Genomic DNA, 16,829 nt, shown 5'->3' on the forward strand with positions numbered 1-16,829 from the left:
TGAAGAGCGCTACCAGCGAGGGTTCTCGGTCGCCGAGCTGATGCCGGTCAATTCCGTGGGAATTGTCACTGCACGAGATGCGCTGACCATCGACATGGATCGGGAGACCCTGTGGGAACGAGTCAGGGACATGAAATTGTCCGATCCCGAGGAACTGCGGCAGCGCTACGCTCTCGGCGCAGATGTGCGAGACTGGCGTGTTGAATGGGCCAAAGCGGACATTACGCGGCACTTTGGACAGACTTATCTGAAGCAGATTGCCTATCGACCGTTCGACATGCGCTGGACCTATTATACCGGCAATTCGCGCGGGTTTATATGTTACCCGCGCGATGAGGTAATGCGTCATCTTGCAGAGCACGAAAATTTGGCGCTGATGGTTCCGAAACAGACCAAGGACGAACTCGGCGGTCTGGTGAATGATGGAATAGCCGGTCACAAAGCGTTCAGCGGCTTTGATATCACCTCCAATTTTCCTCTCTATTTCTATCCCGATAATGCGACCGAGCAACGCGACGCTTTCGCTCCGAAACAACGCACCCTCAACTTCGACCCCAAACTCTACGCCGCCATCTGCGCCGCCGCCGGGATCGACCCCGCCGATACGGCGATGTCGCGCGATGCCGATGGCCCCCACCCCAATCCCTCCCCTGAAGGGGAGGGGCTTTATGATTTCCGCGCGGCCACGGGCGACGCGCGGCCGAGCGAGGTCAAGGTCTTCGACTATATCTATGGCGTGCTGCATTCGCCCGCCTATCGCGAGACCTTTGCCGAGTTTCTGAAGATCGACTTTCCGCGCATTCCCTACCCCCACTCGCCTGAGGTGTTTCGCCACGTCAGCGAAAAGGGCGAGGCGCTGCGGCGGTTGCACCTGATGGAAGCGGGCGCGATCGGTGCGACGCCCTATCCCTATCATGGCGAGGGGGACGATGTGGTGGCGAGCGGGTTTCCGAAGTTTGAAAAATCCTCCCCATCGCTGCGCGACAGGGAGGGGGACCATGCGGAGCATGGTGGAGGGGCCAGCGGCGCAAAGGCCCCTCCACCGCCTTCGGCGGTCCCCCTCCCCACGGCTTCGCCGCAGGGAGGATCAACCGGCCGCGTCTTCATCAACAGGGACCAGTATTTCGATGGCGTCCCCGAAATCGCGTGGACGTTCCGCATCGGCGGATATCAGCCCGCGCAGAAATGGCTGAAGGACCGGCGCGGGCGCGCGCTGTCGTGGGACGACATCGGCCATTATCAGAAGATCGTCAAAATCCTGATCGAAACCGACCGGATCATGCGCGAGATCGCGCTGCCGCTGGATTGAGCCCCGGCCCGCCAGCGCCCCGCCCCCGCTCAGCCCAGCGCGCGCGTCCTTGCCAGTTCGGCGAACAGCGGGTGGTCCGAATGGATGTGGTTTTCGGCGACGAATCCGTCCTTCAGCACCAGCCGGTCGACGCCGACGATCGTGTCGGGACCGACCGGAAAGGCGCCGCGCAGCACCCAGCGGACGAAGGCGACGTCGCCGCTTGTCGCATGATCGGTGACCTCGACGCTGAAATCGGGAAGCGCGGCGAGGAAACTGGCGATCGCGCCGATATAGGCGGCGCGCCCGACGACGGGGACCGACGCGCGCGGCCATGTCCCGCGCACGTCGGGAAGCACCACCGCCGCGACCATCGCGGGGTCGCGCGCCTGCGACCAGAAATAGGTGAACCCCTCGACCGACCAGCGCCGGGTGGGCGGGGCGTCGTGCGACATATCGGACATGCTCGGCCTTTCTGCTGTGACCCGCCGACGATAGGGCGCGGCGGGCGGCGCGGGCAATGACGCGGGGGGTAATGGGGCGCGGCGGCGATGCCGGAGGGACGGCCCCGCGGCGCCCTCGCCCCCGATCAGCCCCCCGGCAGTTCGGCGCCGAGCGCCGCGATCACCGCATCCTGCGCCGACACCAGCCCGGCGAGCCGTTCGCGCAGCGCGTGGATCTGTGGAAGTCCGTCGATCGCTTCCGCCACGCGGCGCTCGAGATAGAGGCGGTCGATATCGGCGAGCGCCGCGGTCGTCGGCGCGCGCGCGGCGACCATGCGCGAGATCGCCTGCTGTGCGACGATCCAGCGTTCGCTGGCGACCGGCGCCCCCGCCGCGGCGGCGACGAGCGCCGCGGCGGCGCTGCGTTCGGCGGCAAAGGCGCGCTGCCCGGCGGCCGCTTCGGCCTCCCACCGCGCGAGCCGTCCGGCGAGGTCGGCGGGCAGCGGGCCGGGCGGCGGAACCGGGGTCGGCGACGGCGCGACGTCGAACCGCCCCTCGACCGGGCGCTTCGCGAGCGAAGGCGCGTCGCCGCCGACGCTCGCGGCGCAGGCGGGCAGCGCCAGCGTCAGCAGAAGAAGAGGAAGGATGCGCGTCATCGCCGCCCCTGATATGGGGACGCAGCCGGTGCAGCAAGGGGCGAATCGGCGGCGCCGACGATAAAGCGCCGCACCCCGCCGTTGCGGACAAAAAGCGCGGAAATATGCGGTTGACAGCCGCGCGTCATGCCGCTAGTGGCGCTGACTTTCCCGCATGACGGAAAAATCGCCCGCTTCGGCGGGGGACCGGCAGCGCGGGTGTTCTAGTTTCTGATTGGATGGAAGACCATGTTCGCAATCGTGCGCACGGGCGGAAAGCAGTATCGCGTTGCCGCCGGAGACAAGATCGCCGTCGAGAAGATCGAGGGTGAAGCCGGCGACACCGTGTCGCTGGGCGACGTCCTCTTGGCCGGTGACGGCGGCGAGGTGAAGGATGCGAAGGGTCTGACCGTCTCGGCCGAGATCATCGCCCAGACGCGCGGCGAAAAGGTCATCGTCTTCAAGAAGCGCCGTCGGCACAATTATCGCCGCCGCAACGGCCACCGCCAGTCGCTGACGCTGCTGCGCATCCTGGCCGTCGGCGAAGCGAAGAAGGCCGCGCCGAAGAAGGACGCCGCGCCCAAGGCCGATGCCGCGCCCGCCGCCGAAGCCAAGGCTGCGCCCGCCAGGAAGGCTGCTGCGCCGAAGAAGGACGCGGCGCCCAAGGCCGATGCCGCCGAAAAGAAGCCCGCTGCAAAAAAGGCAGCCCCCAAGAAGGACGCCTGAGCGCGGCAACGCGGCTCGGCCCCTCCAGACGAATTAAGGAGCATCAGTCATGGCACATAAGAAAGCAGGCGGTTCGTCGCGCAACGGTCGCGATTCGGCCGGTCGTCGCCTTGGCGTGAAGAAGTTCGGCGGTCAGGAAGTGATCGGCGGCAACATCATCGTGCGCCAGCGCGGAACCAAGGTCTATCCGGGCGTCAATGTCGGCATGGGCAAGGACCACACGCTGTTCGCCACCGCCGACGGCCGCGTCCGATTCCACGACGGCAAGCTTGGCCGCAAATATGTGTCGGTCGACATGATGGCCGACGCCGCCGAATAAGGGACGACTTGACGGGTCGTCCACCAGGGATGACCCGGAGCCGTCCTTTCTGCGCATAGCGGAAACAAGGTTCGAAAAGAGGGAGACGGGTCGCCCCGGACTCCCTTTTTTCTTGCCCGCAATCCAGCCACTTGGGCTTCGGGCGCGAAAATGGGGCCATCCATCTCCCTCGCACATCGGCTGTCGTCAAAGCGTCACCATCTGGCGCCAGGGGGCAGGCATTGGGAGTTAGAAAAATGTTCGCGCGTACCGAAAGACTGTTGCTGCGGCCCGGCTGGATCGAGGATGCGCCCGCGCTCGCGCGTGCGATCGGCGAGGAAGCCGTCGTCCGCAACCTCGCGACCGCGCCCTGGCCCTATGGCGAGAGCGACGCGCGCGACTTCCTGTCGCAGACGGTCGATCCCATGCAGCCGCGCTTCCTGATCTTTGCGCGCACCGGCGGCGCTCCGCGCCTTATCGGCGGCTGCGGCATTTCGGACGGTCCCGACGGTCGCCCCGAAATGGGCTATTGGATCGCGCGCCCCTATTGGGGCCTTGGTTTTGCGACCGAGGCGGGGCGCCAGCTTGTCCGCATCGCGCGCGCGATGAACCTGCCCAGGCTGTCGGCGGGGCATTTCCTCGACAATCCGGCGTCGGGCGCGGTGCTGCGCAAGCTGGGCTTCCGGCCCACTGGCAAGGTCGCCCCACGCTACAGCCTGGCGCGGGGCGGCGAAGCGGCCTGCGCGCTGTTCGAGGAAGGCGAGGCCGACGCCGACCGCGCCGCCACCCCGATGCGTGATCGCATCGGGGTGGACGAGGATTTCCGCGAGGAACTGCGCCTGATGGCAGCATAAGGCGGTTCGCGCAGCAAGACGCGGAGTCGGAGGCCTGCCCCCCCAACGGCGCACGGCTGCGAACGAGCGCCGCGTCCGCAAAGACCCGACAGCTTCGCCATTTCGACGCCTCGAACGCGGAATTAACGGGTTCTGACCCTGGTCACCTGAATCCAAAGTTCGCCACGATGACGATGATGAAACGAACTTCGATTCCACCATATTAGCGCGGGCCGATCATCCCCGCGCCCGTCGGCGGGCCAAGCCCCCTTACCGCGCGCGCGAGCAGGCGGCGTCTCTCGAACGGGCCAGGCAGATCCCACGCGCCCGTCGCGTCGGCGGTGAAGCCGAAGAAGCGGCCATAATATTCGGGATCGCCGATCATCATCAGCGCGCCGTCGGCGGCGCTTTCGGCGGCGGCGAGCATATGCGCCATCAGCGCGCGGCCGTGCCCGCCGCGCTGGACGTCGGGGCGCACCGCGACGGGGCCGACCATGACGAGCGGCGTTTCGGTGCCGTCCGCGGCGCGATGCGCGACGGGCCAGCACTGGATCGTGCCGACGAGCGCGCCATCCTCGACCGCGGCAAAGCTGAGCGCGGGCAGCGCATCCCTGCCTTCGCGGATGCGATAGGCGGTGCGTCCAAAGCGGTCGGTCCCGAACGCCGCGTCGAGGAGCGCCTCGACCGCCGCCGGTTCGATGTTCGACAAGGGAAGTAACTCGACCAACGCGCACCCTTTCGCTAATGCGGCGGCGCTTTAGGGTCCGGGGTCGGCGAAGGAAAGCCGAATAACGGTCCCGCCGAACAGGAAAATCTTGTGACCGATACATTGTGGCTGGAGGTGGACGGAATCACCACCCAGGTGCTCACCGGCATCTATTCCGAAGAAACGCACCTGCCGCAGCCGCTGCGCATTTCGGTGCGCGCGCGGCTGGCGATGGCCGATCATTATGATCCGACGACGCCGCTCAGCCGTTCCAAAAACTACATGCACCTGAAATTCGCGGCGACCGAGGGCATTCCCAAGGATGTGCATTTCGTGCTGATCGAAAGCGTCGCCGACCATATTATCGACACGCTGTTCCTGCAGGACGACAAGGTCGAGGAGGTCGAGGTGAAGATCGTCAAGCTGGCGATCGCCGAAGAGGGCGAAGAGATCGGCATCACGATGCGGCGGGTCAGGAAATGACGCAGAAACTCGCGCTGGTGACCGGCGGGCTCCACCGCGTCGGCGCGGCGATTGCGGCGCGACTGGCGCGCGATGGCTATGCGCTCGCGATCCACAAGCGCAGTCCCGGCGAGGCCGACGCGGTGCTTGCCGACGCGCTTGCCGAGACCGGCGCGCTCAGCCACCGCTTTGCCGCCGACCTCGCCGATCCGGCGGCGGTCGAGGCACTGATCCCCGCGGTGATCGACCGATTCGGCCGCGCCCCCGACCTGCTCGTCAACAATGCCGCGCACTTCGCCGAGGGCGGATGGGCCGATCTGTCGGCCGATGCGCTGATCGGCATGATGCAGGTCAATCATCACGCGCCGGTGATGCTCGCGAGAGCGCTCGTCGCCGCGAGCGAGGGCAAGCGCCCCGCGATCGTCCATATCGTCGACCAGCGCGTCGCGCATCCGGTGCCCGACCAGATTGCGTACAGCCTGTCCAAATCGGCGCTGTGGCAGGCGACGGCGACGCTGGCGGTCGCCTTCGGGAACCGCGCGCGCGTCAATGCCGTCGCGCCGGGGCTGACCTTGGCGACCGACGATTATTCGGCGGCGCAGCTCGAGCGGCTGGCGAAACGGATGCCCCTGGGCGCGCTGCCGACGCCCGGCGAGGTCGCCGACGCCGTCGCCTGGCTCGCGCGCGCCGAGGCGGTGACGGGGCAGACGATCTTCGTCGACGGCGGCGCGCATCTGGCGCCGCTGGGGCGCGATTTCGTCGCGCTGGAGCGCGATTGAGCGTTGCTGGTTGACGATGGCCGGAAACGACCGGTTGCGGACGTAATCTCCCCTCCCGCTTGCGGGAGGGGGCACTAGCGCCAATCAGCAACGTCCGCTCACCGCCCCAAAAACTGCCATTCGCCTCGGCGCCCGTGCGGCGCTCAGTAGATGTGCACCGCCTTCGTCACCAGATAGCCGTCGAGCCCCTCCGGCCCGCTTTCGCTGCCGAAACCCGATTCCTTGATCCCGCCGAACGGCGTGTCGAGCGCCGAGATGACGAAGCTGTTTACCCCGACCATCCCGCTTTCGATGCTGTCGACGATGCGGTTGATCCGCCGCCCATTCTCCGTGAAAGCAAAAGCGGCGAGGCCGTAGGGCAGGCGGTTGGCCTGTTCCAAGGCCTCCTCCTCGGTGCCGAACGGGCGGATCAGCGCCATCGGACCGAAGGGTTCATGGTTCATCGCATCGGCTTCGACCGGAACGTCGGCGATCGCGGTGGGCTGGAAGAAATAGCCCTCGCCCGTCGCTTCGCCGCCCGCGATCACGCGCGCGCCTTTCGCCTTTGCATCGGCGACCAGCGCTTCCAATGCGGGGATGCGGCGCGCGTTGGCGAGCGGTCCCATCTGGGTGTCGGGGTCGAGCCCGCTGCCGATCTTTACCTTCTGCGTCCGCTCGGCAAATCCCTTGACGAAGGCGTCGTAGATGCCCTGCTGAACGTAGAAGCGCGTCGGCGAGATGCACACCTGTCCGGCGTTGCGGAACTTCTGCCACACGACGCGGTCGAGCGTCGCTTCCAGGTCGCAATCGTCGAAGATCAGCACCGGCGCATGGCCGCCAAGCTCCATCGTGATCCGCTTCACCCCGTCGGCGGCGAGCTTCATCAGATGCTTGCCGACCGCGGTCGAGCCGGTGAAGCTGACCTTGCGGATCACCGGGCTGGCCAGCAGGTGGCGGCTGATCCTGTCGGGGTCGCCATAGACGAGCTGCGCGACGTCGCCGGGGATACCCGCATCGGCGATGCAGCGCATCACCGCGCTGGTGCAGCCGGGCGTTTCTTCGGGCGCTTTTGCGATCACGACGCAGCCCGCGGCGAGCGCGGGGGCGATTTTCTTGACCATCAGATTGACGGGGAAGTTCCACGGGCTGAAGCCCGCGACGGGGCCGACGGGATGTTTGGTGACCATCGCGCGCTGGCCGAGCGGGCGCTGGAGCACGCGCCCCTCGATGCGTTTGCCCTGCTCGGCGAAATAGTCGAACAGCCCGGCCGCCGAGAGCACCTCGCCGCGCGCCTCGGCGATCGGCTTGCCCTGTTCGAGCGTGAGCAGCGTCGCGATATGGTCCACCCGCTCGCGGATCAGCCCCGCGGCCCTGTGCATCAGCGCGGCGCGCTCGTCGGGGGTCTTCGCGCGCCACACGGGCCAGCCGCGTTCGGCCGCCGCGAGCGCTTCGTCGAGGTCGGCGATGGTGGCGACCGGGAGCGCCGCGATCGTGCCCGCGGTCGCGGGGTTGTAGACCGGCCGTTCGTCGCGCCCCTCGCCGCTCCGCCAGGCGCCGTTGATGAAGAGCTGAAGGTCGGCGTCGTAGGTGGCGGTCATATATGGCTCCGTTCTAGGCACGTCATTGCGAGGAGCGAAGCGACGCGGCAATCTCCGGCTGTCGAGGCAGCTTCAGGTCGATAGCTGGAGATTGCTTCGCTTCGCTCGCAATGACGGAGCGCGATATAGGATCGGCTCAGCGATAGTTAAAGCTGATGCTGATCCGTTCGCCCTTGCCCGTGTGCGGCGTGACCTCGTGGCGCAGCCAGCTTTCCCACAGGAAGACGCGCCCCGCCGCGGGGTCGGCATAGACGAAGGGGCGCAGATGTTCGGGCGCATCGTCGGTGCGGCCGGGCGCCGCCATCAGCATCGGCAGGCGCGGGTCTTCGAGCTTGAGCGCCCCCGATCCCGGCGGGACCGCGACGTAGAAGGTGCCCGATATGATGGAATGCGGGTGGATATGGCCGCTGTGCGTGCCGCCGGGCTTGAGGATATTGACCCACAGGCTGTCGAGTCTGAGCGGTCTGGCGAGGTCGAAGTGGCAGGCCTTCGCAAAGGCCTTCACTTGCTTGTCGAGCAGCTTCTTGAGGTCGTGAAAGGCCGGATCGCGTTCGGGCAGGTCGCCGAGGCTCGCATAGCTGGTATAGCCTTTGTAGCCATGCGCGCGGCTCCACGCGCGGCCCGCGCCATCCTCTTCGGCGAACAGGCGGCAGCTTTCCTCCAGCGCATCGAGCAGGTCGGGGGTGCCGATGTCGGCTTCATAGAAAGTGCTGGCGAAGAGCGTGCGAACGGGCATGATGGGCGGGAAAGCATAGTGAAGCGACGAGAGCAAGAGAGCGGAGCTTATCCTGATACGTCATGCTGAACTTGTTTCAGCATCCATGGCCCGAACTTGCGGCGAGCGCCGCGTAAACCGGCAACACAGACCATGGATGCTGAAACAAGTTCAGCATGACGGAAGGAGAGAATATCGAGTAGGGAGATGGGGATGGCCGAGTTTGAACTGATCGCCGACGGATTGCGTTTCCCCGAGGCGCCGGTGGTGATGGATGACGGCAGCGTCATTGTCACCGAGATTGCGGAGGGGCGAATCACGCGCTGCTGGCCCGGCGGGCGCAAGGAGGTGGTCGCGACCCCCGGCGGCGGGCCCAATGGGCTGGCGTTCGGTCCCGACGGCAAGCTGTATTGCTGCAACAACGGCGGGTTCAACTATGTCGAATCGAACGGCTATCTGGCGCCGCACGGCATCGCCGACGATTATTCGGGCGGGCGGATCGAGCGGATCGACATCGCGACGGGCGAAGTCGAAATCCTCTACGAATCGGGCGATCATGGCGTGGTGCTGCGCGGACCCAACGACCTGATGTTCGACGGCCATGGCGGCTTCTGGTTCACCGACCATGGCAAGGTCGATTATGCGAAGCGCTGCCACGACATCGTCGGCATCTTTTACGCGCACGCCGACGGCAGCTTTATCGAGGAAGTGATCTTCCCCAGCTATAACCCCAACGGCATCGGCCTCTCGCCCGACGGGAGCAGGCTTTATGCCGCCGAAACCTATACCTGCCGCCTGACCCAGTTCAACATTGTCGCGCCGGGCAAGGTCGACGATGCGGCGGGGCCGGGCGGCCCCGGCATCCCGCTCTATCGCCCCGCCGGTTACAAGTTCTTTGACAGCCTGGCGATGGAGGCGAGCGGCAATATCGCCGTCGCGACGATCGGCGAATGCGGGATCAGCGTCGTCTCGCCCGCGGGCGAGCTGGTCGAGTTCGTCGCGACCGACGATATTTTCACCACCAACATCGCCTTTGGCGGACCCGACCGGCAGGACGCCTATATCACCCTGTCGGGCACGGGGCGGCTGGTGAAGACGCGCTGGGCGCGGCCGGGATTGCAGCTGGCATATTGAGGGACGCCGGATGCACGAGGAAACGCATAGCGTCACCCGCATCAGCTGGCTGCGCGCCGCGATCCTGGGCGCGAACGACGGCATCGTATCGACCGCCAGCCTGATCGCCGGCGTGTCGGCGGCGGGTGCGTCGGAGGCGTCGATCCTGATCGCCGGCAGCGCCGGGCTGGTCGCGGGTGCGATGTCGATGGCGGCGGGCGAATATGTCTCGGTCAGCTCGCAGGGCGACGCCGAAAAGGCCGATGTCGAGCTGGAGAAGCGCCACCTTGCCGCCGATCCCGAGTTCGAGCTGGAAGAGCTGACGCAAATCTATGAGGCGCGCGGGCTCGACCGGCCGCTCGCCGAACAGGTTGCGGTGCAGTTGACCGCGCACAACGCGCTCGACACGCATCTGCGCGACGAACTGGGGATGAGCGCGGTGACCGCGGCGCGGCCGGTCCAGGCCGCGGCGGCATCGGCGGCAAGCTTTTCGGTCGGTGCGGCGCTGCCGCTCGCGACTGTGCTGCTCGATCGCGGCACGTCGCTGCCGTGGACGGTGTCGGCGGCATCGCTCGTCTTCCTTGCGATCCTGGGCGCGCTGGGCGCGTGGGCGGGGCAGGCGCCGATGTTGCGCGCGGTCGTCCGCGTGACCTTTTGGGGCGCCTTTGCGATGGCGGCGACGATCGCCGTCGGATCGCTCCTTGGAACGACGGTGGGTTGAGACCGGCGGCGATTGTCAGCGGCGCCCCCATCTGTATGACTGGCGCCCGGCCCGCGTCGGCGGCCAAATAACCGGAGGGGTCCGCAATGAGTGCAAAAAGCTGGGCGATCGACATCGATCGCGACGATATCACGCAAGCCCGAGGGGTGGAGGAAGCCGGCGAACCGCTCGCACCGGGTCAGGTGCGCGTGCATCTGGACAGCTATGCGATGACCGCGAACAACATCACTTATGCCGTGTTCGGCCAGCCCGCCGGATTGTTCGGCAACGACCAGGGCTATTGGGATTTCTTTTCGGAGCCGGGCGGTCCCGGCCGCCTGCCCGTCTGGGGATTCGCGACGGTGACCGAAAGCGCGGCCGAGGGCGTCGCGGCGGGCGACCGCTTCTATGGCTATTTTCCGATGGCGAACGAAGCGGTGCTGACCGTCGGCAAGGCGGGGCCCGGCGGTTTCATCGACGTGACGCCGCGCCGCACCACCCTGCCCCCCATCTATAACCAGTATCAGCGGATCGAGGCGCTGGAGGGCTATCGCGCCGCCGACCATGATTATTGGCCGATCTTTCGCCCGCTGTTCCTGACCGGCTGGCTGATCGCCGACCAGTTCGCGGACGAGGGCGATTATGGCGCCGACCAGATCCTGATCGCGAGCGCGTCGAGCAAGACCGCGATCGGTCTTGGCTTTTCGATCGCGCGGCGCGCCGACCATCGCCCCGAAACCATCGGCCTCACGAGCAAGGCGCATGTCGCGGAGCTGGATGCCCAGCGCATCTATGACCGCGTGATCGCCTATAACGACATCATGACGCTGAACGCCGGGGCCGCCGCCGCGCTGGTCGACATGGCCGGCAATGGCGCGGTGATCCGTGCGATCCACAGCCATTTCGGCGGCAATCTGAAAGCCTCGATCGCGGTGGGCAAATCGCACTGGACCGCCGATGGCGGCGAAGGCGCGCTGCCGGGCGCCGCTCGACAATGGTTTTTCGCGCCGGAGCGCAGCCAGAAACGCATCGCCGACTGGGGCGGGGCGGCTTTCGGAGCGAAGATCGCCGCGGCCTGGACCGCCTTCATGGATGTTGCGCCACGGCTGGCATCGGTCGACCGGCGCCACGGCGCCGACGCCGCGCTGGCCGCCTATCGCGAAATGCTGTCGGGCGCGGCCGACCCACGGAAGGGGATCATCGTCGTTCCATGACCTATACCACCGTCATTTTCGATTTCGGCGGCGTCATCACCGCATCGCCTTTCGAGGCGTTCAACCGGCTGGAAGCGGAGCGCGGACTGCCCCGCGACTTCATCCGGCGCGTCAATGCCGCCGACCCCGATGGCAATGCCTGGGCCCGCTTCGAGCGCGCCGAGATCGATGCGGCGGCGTTCGACGCGCTGTTCGCGGCCGAAGCCCGCGCGATGGGGCATGAACTGGAAGGCGAAGCGGTGCTGGCGGTGCTCGCGGGCGCGGTGCGCCCCGCGATGGTCGCGGCGCTCGACACGCTGAAGGCGCGGCAATTCACGATCGGCTGCATCACCAACAATGTGCCGTCGGGCAAGGGCGCCGGGATGGCGCGCAGCGAAGCGCTCGCGGCCGAGGTCGCGGCGATCATGGCGCGCTTTGATCATGTGATCGAATCGAGCAAGGTCGGCGTGCGCAAGCCCGATCCCCGGATTTACGAGATGATGTGCGCCGCGCTGGGCGCGCGGCCCGCCGAGTGCGTCTATCTCGACGACCTTGGCATCAACTGCAAACCCGCAAGCCGGCTGGGGATGCACGCGATCAAGGTGGCGAGCGGCGAGCAGGCGCTCGCCGATCTGTCGGCGGCGCTGGGGGTGGAATTGCCCTGAACTGGCGGTTTTGGAGTGGATTTCCGACCTTTCCTTATTCGTCATCCCGGCGAAGGCCGGGATCTCACCCTATCGGTTTACGCACGGGCGAGATCCCGGCCTTCGCCGGGATGACGATGGATTAAAGGTCCGCTTCCAGTCGAAACCCGCCGTTCGGTTCAACCCGCTGCTTCGGCGAGGTCGAGCTTCGCCGCGCGCTCGAAGATTTGCATGAGCAACGGCTCGGTGTCGGCGACGCGCATCGCGACGTGGAAGGCGACGGGGGCGAGCGCGGGCATGGCGGCGATTTCGACGAGCGCGCCCGCCGCCACCTCGCCGCGCACCATCGGGCGCGGGAAGATGCCGATGCCGCCCCCCGCCCGCGCGATGTCGATCATCATGCGGGCATTGTTGCAGAGATTGAGCGATTTCTGCGCGATGCGCGACGCCGCGATCGCCTCACGCATCCGGCCGTGAATCGGCGAATGGCTGGCGAGCGACCAGACGGGGGGCATCGCCTCGCCCCCTGCAAAGGCGGCGGCGACCGCAGGATTGGCGAGCCAGACCAGCTCGACCTCGCCGATCGGACTGGTCTTGAGCGCGGGATGCGCGATCGGCCCCGCGGCGAAGGCGATGTCGGTGCGGCCGGTGAGCAGCTGCTGGATCAGGTTCGCGGTCAGGTCGATCTCGATTTCCAGCGCGACCTGCGGCATGTCGGCCTTCAGCCGCGTCACGAAAGCGGGCAGGCAGCTCGCCGCCGCAATCTCCCCCGCGCCGATGCGCACGACGCCGCTCGCCTCGGCGAAGCCCCCGCTGCCGAGCAGCGCGAGCTGCATGTCGCGCAGCAAGGGGTCGCAGTCGCGCACCAGCTTGCGCCCCGCGGCGGTGAGCGCCATCGTCCGCCCGTCGCGGTGGAAGAGCGGCGTGCCGAGCCTTTGTTCAAGCTCGCGCATCCGCGCCGACACCGCGGGCTGCGTCGTGTTGAGCCGCTCGGCGGCGGCCGAAAAGGTGCCGAGCCGGTCGATCCAGAGCAGCGTTTCGAGATGGTAGAGCGCGACGCGATTGATAGACATGATTTATCCATAATCGAAAATTAGAACAATTAGAATTGATGGATCATTTGCGCCAAGGTCGCGCCCGCACCCCCAGCCAGGAGGCCGCTCTAATGGCGAACAAGCTTTATCCCGACGCCGCCGCCGCGCTCGACGGCCTGCTCTTTGACGGAATGCAGATTTGCGCGGGCGGCTTTGGCCTGTGCGGCATCCCCGAACGGCTGATCGACGCGATCCGCGACGCGGGGGTCAAGGATCTGACCATCGCGAGCAACAACGCGGGGATCGACGGCGAAGGGCTCGGCAAGCTGCTCCGCACGCGGCAGGTCAGGAAGATGATCTCTTCCTACGTCGGCGAAAACAAGGAGTTCGAGCGGCAGTATCTGGCGGGCGAACTGGAGGTCGAGTTCTGCCCGCAGGGCACGCTCGCCGAACGCTGCCGCGCCGGCGGCGCGGGCATTCCCGGCTTCTACACCAAAACCGGCGTCGGCACGCTCGTCGCCGAGGGCAAGGAGGTGAAGAGTTTCGACGGGCAGGATTATATCCTGGAGCGCGGCATCTTTGCCGACCTTGCGATCATCAAGGGGTGGAAGGCCGACGAGAGCGGCAACCTCATCTTCCGCAAGACCGCGCGCAATTTCAACCAGCCGATGGCGACCGCGGCGAAAATCTGCGTCGCCGAGGTCGAGGAAGTGGTCCCCGTCGGCAGCCTCGACCCCGACGCCATCCACCTGCCCGGCATCTATGTGAAGCGCATGATCGTCGGCGCCCCCTATGACAAGAAGATCGAGTTCCGAACCGTCCGCAAGCGGGAGAATGCACAATGAGCTGGACCCGCGACGATATGGCGGCGCGCGCCGCGAAGGAATTGCAGGACGGCTATTATGTCAATCTGGGCATCGGCATCCCGACGCTGGTGGCGAACCATATTCCCGACGGGATGACGGTGACGCTGCAAAGCGAGAATGGGATGCTCGGCATCGGTCCCTTTCCCTATGAAGGCGAGGAAGACCCCGACCTCATCAATGCGGGCAAGCAGACGATCAGCGAGTTGCCGCAGTCGGTCTATTTCAGTTCGGCCGACAGTTTTGCGATGATCCGCGGCGGGCATATCGACCTCACCGTCCTCGGCGCGATGGAAGTCGCCGAAAATGGCGACATCGCCAACTGGATGATCCCCGGCAAGATGATCAAGGGCATGGGCGGCGCGATGGATCTGGTCGCGGGGGTCAAGAAGATCATCGTCGTGATGGAGCATAATGCCAAGGACGGCAGCCCGAAGTTCATTCCCCAATGCACGCTGCCGCTGACGGGCAAGAATGTCGTCGATATGATCATCACCGACCTCGCCGTGTTCAAGCGCGACGACCATGACAGCCCGTTCAGGCTGATCGAGCTGGCGCCGGGAGTGAGCGCCGACGAGGTCGCGGCCAGGACGACGGCGCATTATATTGGCTGACGTCGCGGCGCATCCGGGGTCGTCCTGGCTGATCGCCGGGGCGTGGCTGTCGATCCTTGCCGCGCTCGCGCATCTTGCGTGCATCGTCGGCGGACCCGAATGGTATCGCTTTTTCGGCGCGGGCGAGGCGATGGCGCGCGCGGCGGGGCGCGGCGAATGGACGCCGACGCTGGTGACGCTGGGGATCGCGGCGATGCTGCTCGTCTGGGGCGCCTATGCCCTGTCGGGCGCCGGGCTGCTGCCGCGCCTGCCGTTGCTGCGAACGGGTCTGGCCGTCATTGCCGCCATCTATTTGCTGCGCGCGCTCGCCTTTGTCCCGCTCAACCTCGTGACGCGCCATCATTCGGACGGCTTTGCGATCATTTCGTCGCTGATCGTGCTGATTTACGGGGTCGTTCATGCCATCGGAACCGCAAAAGCGTGGGAGCATCTTGCGCGTTGAAGCGCTCCGCGGATAAGAGGCGCGGCACCACTCAGGCGGAGATGAATGATGCGCGTGCTGCTGACCGGGTCGTCGGGGTGGCTCGGGCGCTATCTTGCGCCCTTGCTCGCACAAAATGGGCATGAGGTCATCGGGCTCGATGTCGTGCCCGGCGCGCACACGCAGATCGTCGGCACCGTGGCCGACCGCGCGCTGGTCGAGCGGACGATGGGCGAGCATGGCATTGACGCCGTCATTCATGGCGGCGCGCTGCACAAGCCCGACATCGTGCGCTATCCGCGGCAGGCCTTCGTCGACGTCAATGTGACGGGCACGCTGAACCTGATCGAGGCCGCGGTCGCGGCGGGGAACGACCGTTTCCTCTTCACCTCGACCACCTCGCTGATGGTGCGCGCCGATGTCCGCGCGGGCGCGGGCGAGCGGGGCGCGTGGTGGATGGACGAGGATTTCGCGCCCGTGGAGCCGCGCAACATCTATGGCATCACCAAGCTTGCCGCCGAACAGCTGGTCAGGCTGGCCCACCGCGAGCATGGGATCAACGTAGCGATCCTGCGCACCGGGCGCTTTTTTCCCGAGGATGACGATACGCACGCCGTCCCGAGCGGGGAAAATCTCAAGGCCAATGAAATGCTCCACCGCCGCCTGACGGTCGAGGACGCCGCGGCGGCGCATCTCGCGGCGCTGGAGGCCGCGCCGACGATCGGCTGCGACTGCTTCATCCTCTCCGCCCCGCCGCCCTTCGCGCGCGACGACGCCGGGGAGCTGGCGCGCGACGCGCGCGCGGTGATCGCGCGCTATCACCCCGACGCCGCCGAGCTTTATGCCGCGAAAGGCTGGACGCTTCCCGATGTCATCGACCGCGTTTACGATCCGTCGCGCGCCGAACGCCGCTTCGGCTGGCGGGCAAAGAGCGATTTCGGCAGCGTGCTCGCGGCGCTGCGCGACGGCACGCCGATGCCCTTTGCGCACGATCCCGACTATATTTCCCCCATCCTCGCCCGGGAGCGCGACGCATGTACGAGCTGATCACCGCCAACCGCAATTATTCGAGCTGGTCGCTGCGCCCCTGGATATTGATGAAGGGGCTGGGCATCGCGTTTCGCGACCGCATCGAACCCTTCACCAAGCCGAGCAATTATGACGAGTTCCGTCGTTTTTCGCCGACCGGGCAAGTGCCCGTGCTGCTTCACGAGGGGCGGACGATCCACGATTCGCTGGGCATTGTCCTCTATCTCGCCGACCGGCACGAGGGCGTGTGGCCGACCGATCCCGACGCGCGCGCATGGGCGGCCTGCGCGGCGTGCGAGATGCACGGCGGCTTCGCCGCGCTGCGCAATGATTGCCCGATGAACGTCGGGGTGCGCATAACCCCGAAGCCGATGTCCGATGCCCTGCGCGCCAACGTCGCGCGCGTCCGCGAACTGTTCGAGGACGGGCTGGCGCGGTTCGGCGGGCCGTGGCTCGCGGGGGCCGACTTCACCGCGGTCGATGCCTTCTTTGCGCCCGTGGCTTTTCGTATCCGCACCTATGGCCTGGACGTCGGCGCCGGACGGGCTTGGGTCGATCATGTGCTGGCGCATCCAGCGATGCTGGAGTGGGAGCGGCAGGCGCTCGCCGAGCAATGGCGCGAGGAAAGCCATGAGGCGGAGCTGGCGGCGGCGGGGGTGATTACCGCGGATTATCGCGCGGCTTAGGCCGAACAAACGCCGTCATTGCGAGCGAAGCGAAGCAATCTCCTGCTATGCGCGCTGCGCCAGAACGACA

21 protein-coding genes are annotated in these 16,829 nt (G+C 66.6%); 15 read left to right on the forward strand and 6 right to left on the reverse strand.

Annotated features, from left to right (window positions below; translation table 11 throughout):
* Window positions 1-40 precede the first annotated feature (40 nt).
* Entirely contained in the window at window positions 41-1,309 is a 1,269-nt protein-coding gene (locus SPYCA_RS14010; protein ID WP_172595089.1) for a type ISP restriction/modification enzyme, read from the forward strand.
* 29 nt (window positions 1,310-1,338) lie between these two features.
* Here SPYCA_RS14010 and SPYCA_RS14015 read toward each other — a convergent pair whose 3' ends face one another.
* Together SPYCA_RS14015 and SPYCA_RS14020 are read right to left on the reverse strand one after the other, a co-directional pair.
* Window positions 1,339-1,752, reverse strand: coding sequence for a nuclear transport factor 2 family protein (locus SPYCA_RS14015; RefSeq protein WP_120221340.1), 414 nt, complete (start codon window positions 1,750-1,752; stop codon window positions 1,339-1,341).
* Window positions 1,753-1,877: 125 nt separating this feature from the next.
* Window positions 1,878-2,387, reverse strand: a complete 510-nt coding sequence (locus SPYCA_RS14020; RefSeq protein ID WP_120221342.1) for a hypothetical protein — start codon at window positions 2,385-2,387, stop codon at window positions 1,878-1,880.
* A gap of 228 nt (window positions 2,388-2,615) precedes the next feature.
* Here SPYCA_RS14020 and rplU point away from each other — a divergent pair, with 228 nt between their 5' ends.
* The 3 genes from rplU (at window position 2,616) to SPYCA_RS14035 (ending at window position 4,244) form a co-directional block, all read left to right on the forward strand.
* Window positions 2,616-3,092: a 50S ribosomal protein L21 gene (gene rplU / locus SPYCA_RS14025; RefSeq protein ID WP_120221344.1), complete on the forward strand. Its 477-nt coding sequence runs from the start codon at window positions 2,616-2,618 to the stop codon at window positions 3,090-3,092.
* A gap of 49 nt (window positions 3,093-3,141) precedes the next feature.
* A complete protein-coding gene (gene rpmA, locus SPYCA_RS14030) occupies window positions 3,142-3,411 on the forward strand; it encodes a 50S ribosomal protein L27 (protein ID WP_120221346.1) in 270 nt (89 codons plus the stop codon).
* 236 nt (window positions 3,412-3,647) lie between these two features.
* Window positions 3,648-4,244 (forward strand): GNAT family N-acetyltransferase, encoded by a 597-nt coding sequence (locus SPYCA_RS14035; RefSeq protein ID WP_120221348.1) that lies wholly within the window; start codon window positions 3,648-3,650, stop codon window positions 4,242-4,244.
* Between the two features lie 202 nt (window positions 4,245-4,446).
* Here SPYCA_RS14035 and SPYCA_RS14040 read toward each other — a convergent pair whose 3' ends face one another.
* A complete protein-coding gene (locus SPYCA_RS14040; RefSeq protein WP_120221350.1) occupies window positions 4,447-4,950 on the reverse strand; it encodes a GNAT family N-acetyltransferase in 504 nt (167 codons plus the stop codon).
* Window positions 4,951-5,040: 90 nt separating this feature from the next.
* On the opposite strand from SPYCA_RS14040, the gene SPYCA_RS14045 reads away from it, so the two are divergent.
* Together SPYCA_RS14045 and SPYCA_RS14050 are read left to right on the forward strand one after the other, a co-directional pair.
* Window positions 5,041-5,412, forward strand: a complete 372-nt coding sequence (locus tag SPYCA_RS14045) for a dihydroneopterin aldolase (RefSeq protein ID WP_120221351.1) — start codon at window positions 5,041-5,043, stop codon at window positions 5,410-5,412.
* Entirely contained in the window at window positions 5,409-6,170 is a 762-nt protein-coding gene (locus SPYCA_RS14050) for an SDR family oxidoreductase (RefSeq protein WP_120221353.1), read from the forward strand. Before SPYCA_RS14045 ends, SPYCA_RS14050 begins: the two co-directional genes overlap by 4 nt.
* 143 nt (window positions 6,171-6,313) lie before the next feature.
* Here SPYCA_RS14050 and SPYCA_RS14055 read toward each other — a convergent pair whose 3' ends face one another.
* Window positions 6,314-7,747, reverse strand: a complete 1,434-nt coding sequence (locus tag SPYCA_RS14055) for an NAD-dependent succinate-semialdehyde dehydrogenase (protein WP_120221355.1) — start codon at window positions 7,745-7,747, stop codon at window positions 6,314-6,316.
* Between the two features lie 136 nt (window positions 7,748-7,883).
* Window positions 7,884-8,483, reverse strand: coding sequence for a TIGR02466 family protein (locus SPYCA_RS14060; RefSeq protein WP_120222367.1), 600 nt, complete (start codon window positions 8,481-8,483; stop codon window positions 7,884-7,886).
* Between the two features lie 192 nt (window positions 8,484-8,675).
* Between SPYCA_RS14060 and SPYCA_RS14065 the strand changes: the two genes are divergently transcribed.
* From SPYCA_RS14065 to SPYCA_RS14080, 4 genes are all read left to right on the forward strand, one after another.
* Window positions 8,676-9,596 (forward strand): SMP-30/gluconolactonase/LRE family protein, encoded by a 921-nt coding sequence (locus tag SPYCA_RS14065; protein WP_120221357.1) that lies wholly within the window; start codon window positions 8,676-8,678, stop codon window positions 9,594-9,596.
* Between the two features lie 10 nt (window positions 9,597-9,606).
* Window positions 9,607-10,296, forward strand: coding sequence for a VIT1/CCC1 transporter family protein (locus SPYCA_RS14070; RefSeq protein ID WP_120221359.1), 690 nt, complete (start codon window positions 9,607-9,609; stop codon window positions 10,294-10,296).
* Between the two features lie 86 nt (window positions 10,297-10,382).
* Window positions 10,383-11,489, forward strand: a complete 1,107-nt coding sequence (locus SPYCA_RS14075; protein WP_120221361.1) for a DUF2855 family protein — start codon at window positions 10,383-10,385, stop codon at window positions 11,487-11,489.
* Complete coding sequence (locus tag SPYCA_RS14080; protein WP_120221363.1) at window positions 11,486-12,133, forward strand: HAD-IA family hydrolase; 648 nt, start codon at window positions 11,486-11,488, stop codon at window positions 12,131-12,133. The genes SPYCA_RS14075 and SPYCA_RS14080 overlap by 4 nt, the downstream gene beginning before the upstream one ends.
* 158 nt (window positions 12,134-12,291) lie before the next feature.
* Here the strand turns inward: SPYCA_RS14080 and SPYCA_RS14085 are convergent, their stop codons facing one another.
* The gene (locus tag SPYCA_RS14085) at window positions 12,292-13,185 is read right to left on the reverse strand and encodes a LysR family transcriptional regulator (RefSeq protein WP_120221365.1); all 894 of its coding nucleotides are present in this window, start codon (window positions 13,183-13,185) and stop codon (window positions 12,292-12,294) included.
* Between the two features lie 92 nt (window positions 13,186-13,277).
* Between SPYCA_RS14085 and SPYCA_RS14090 the strand changes: the two genes are divergently transcribed.
* From SPYCA_RS14090 to SPYCA_RS14110, 5 genes are read left to right on the forward strand one after another with little or no spacing between them, the layout of a single operon-like run.
* A complete protein-coding gene (locus SPYCA_RS14090) occupies window positions 13,278-13,991 on the forward strand; it encodes a CoA transferase subunit A (RefSeq protein ID WP_120221367.1) in 714 nt (237 codons plus the stop codon).
* Window positions 13,988-14,623: a CoA transferase subunit B gene (locus tag SPYCA_RS14095; protein ID WP_120221370.1), complete on the forward strand. Its 636-nt coding sequence runs from the start codon at window positions 13,988-13,990 to the stop codon at window positions 14,621-14,623. Before SPYCA_RS14090 ends, SPYCA_RS14095 begins: the two co-directional genes overlap by 4 nt.
* Complete coding sequence (locus SPYCA_RS14100; RefSeq protein WP_120221372.1) at window positions 14,616-15,065, forward strand: hypothetical protein; 450 nt, start codon at window positions 14,616-14,618, stop codon at window positions 15,063-15,065. The genes SPYCA_RS14095 and SPYCA_RS14100 overlap by 8 nt, the downstream gene beginning before the upstream one ends.
* 48 nt (window positions 15,066-15,113) lie before the next feature.
* Window positions 15,114-16,091 (forward strand): NAD-dependent epimerase/dehydratase family protein, encoded by a 978-nt coding sequence (locus SPYCA_RS14105; RefSeq protein WP_120222368.1) that lies wholly within the window; start codon window positions 15,114-15,116, stop codon window positions 16,089-16,091.
* On the forward strand, window positions 16,079-16,759 hold the full coding sequence (locus SPYCA_RS14110) for a glutathione S-transferase family protein (protein ID WP_120221374.1): 681 nt from the start codon (window positions 16,079-16,081) through the stop codon (window positions 16,757-16,759). Before SPYCA_RS14105 ends, SPYCA_RS14110 begins: the two co-directional genes overlap by 13 nt.
* Window positions 16,760-16,829 lie beyond the last annotated feature (70 nt).

Origin of the sequence: Sphingopyxis sp. FD7 (genome assembly GCF_003609835.1) — a bacterium.
GTDB lineage: Bacteria > Pseudomonadota > Alphaproteobacteria > Sphingomonadales > Sphingomonadaceae > Sphingopyxis.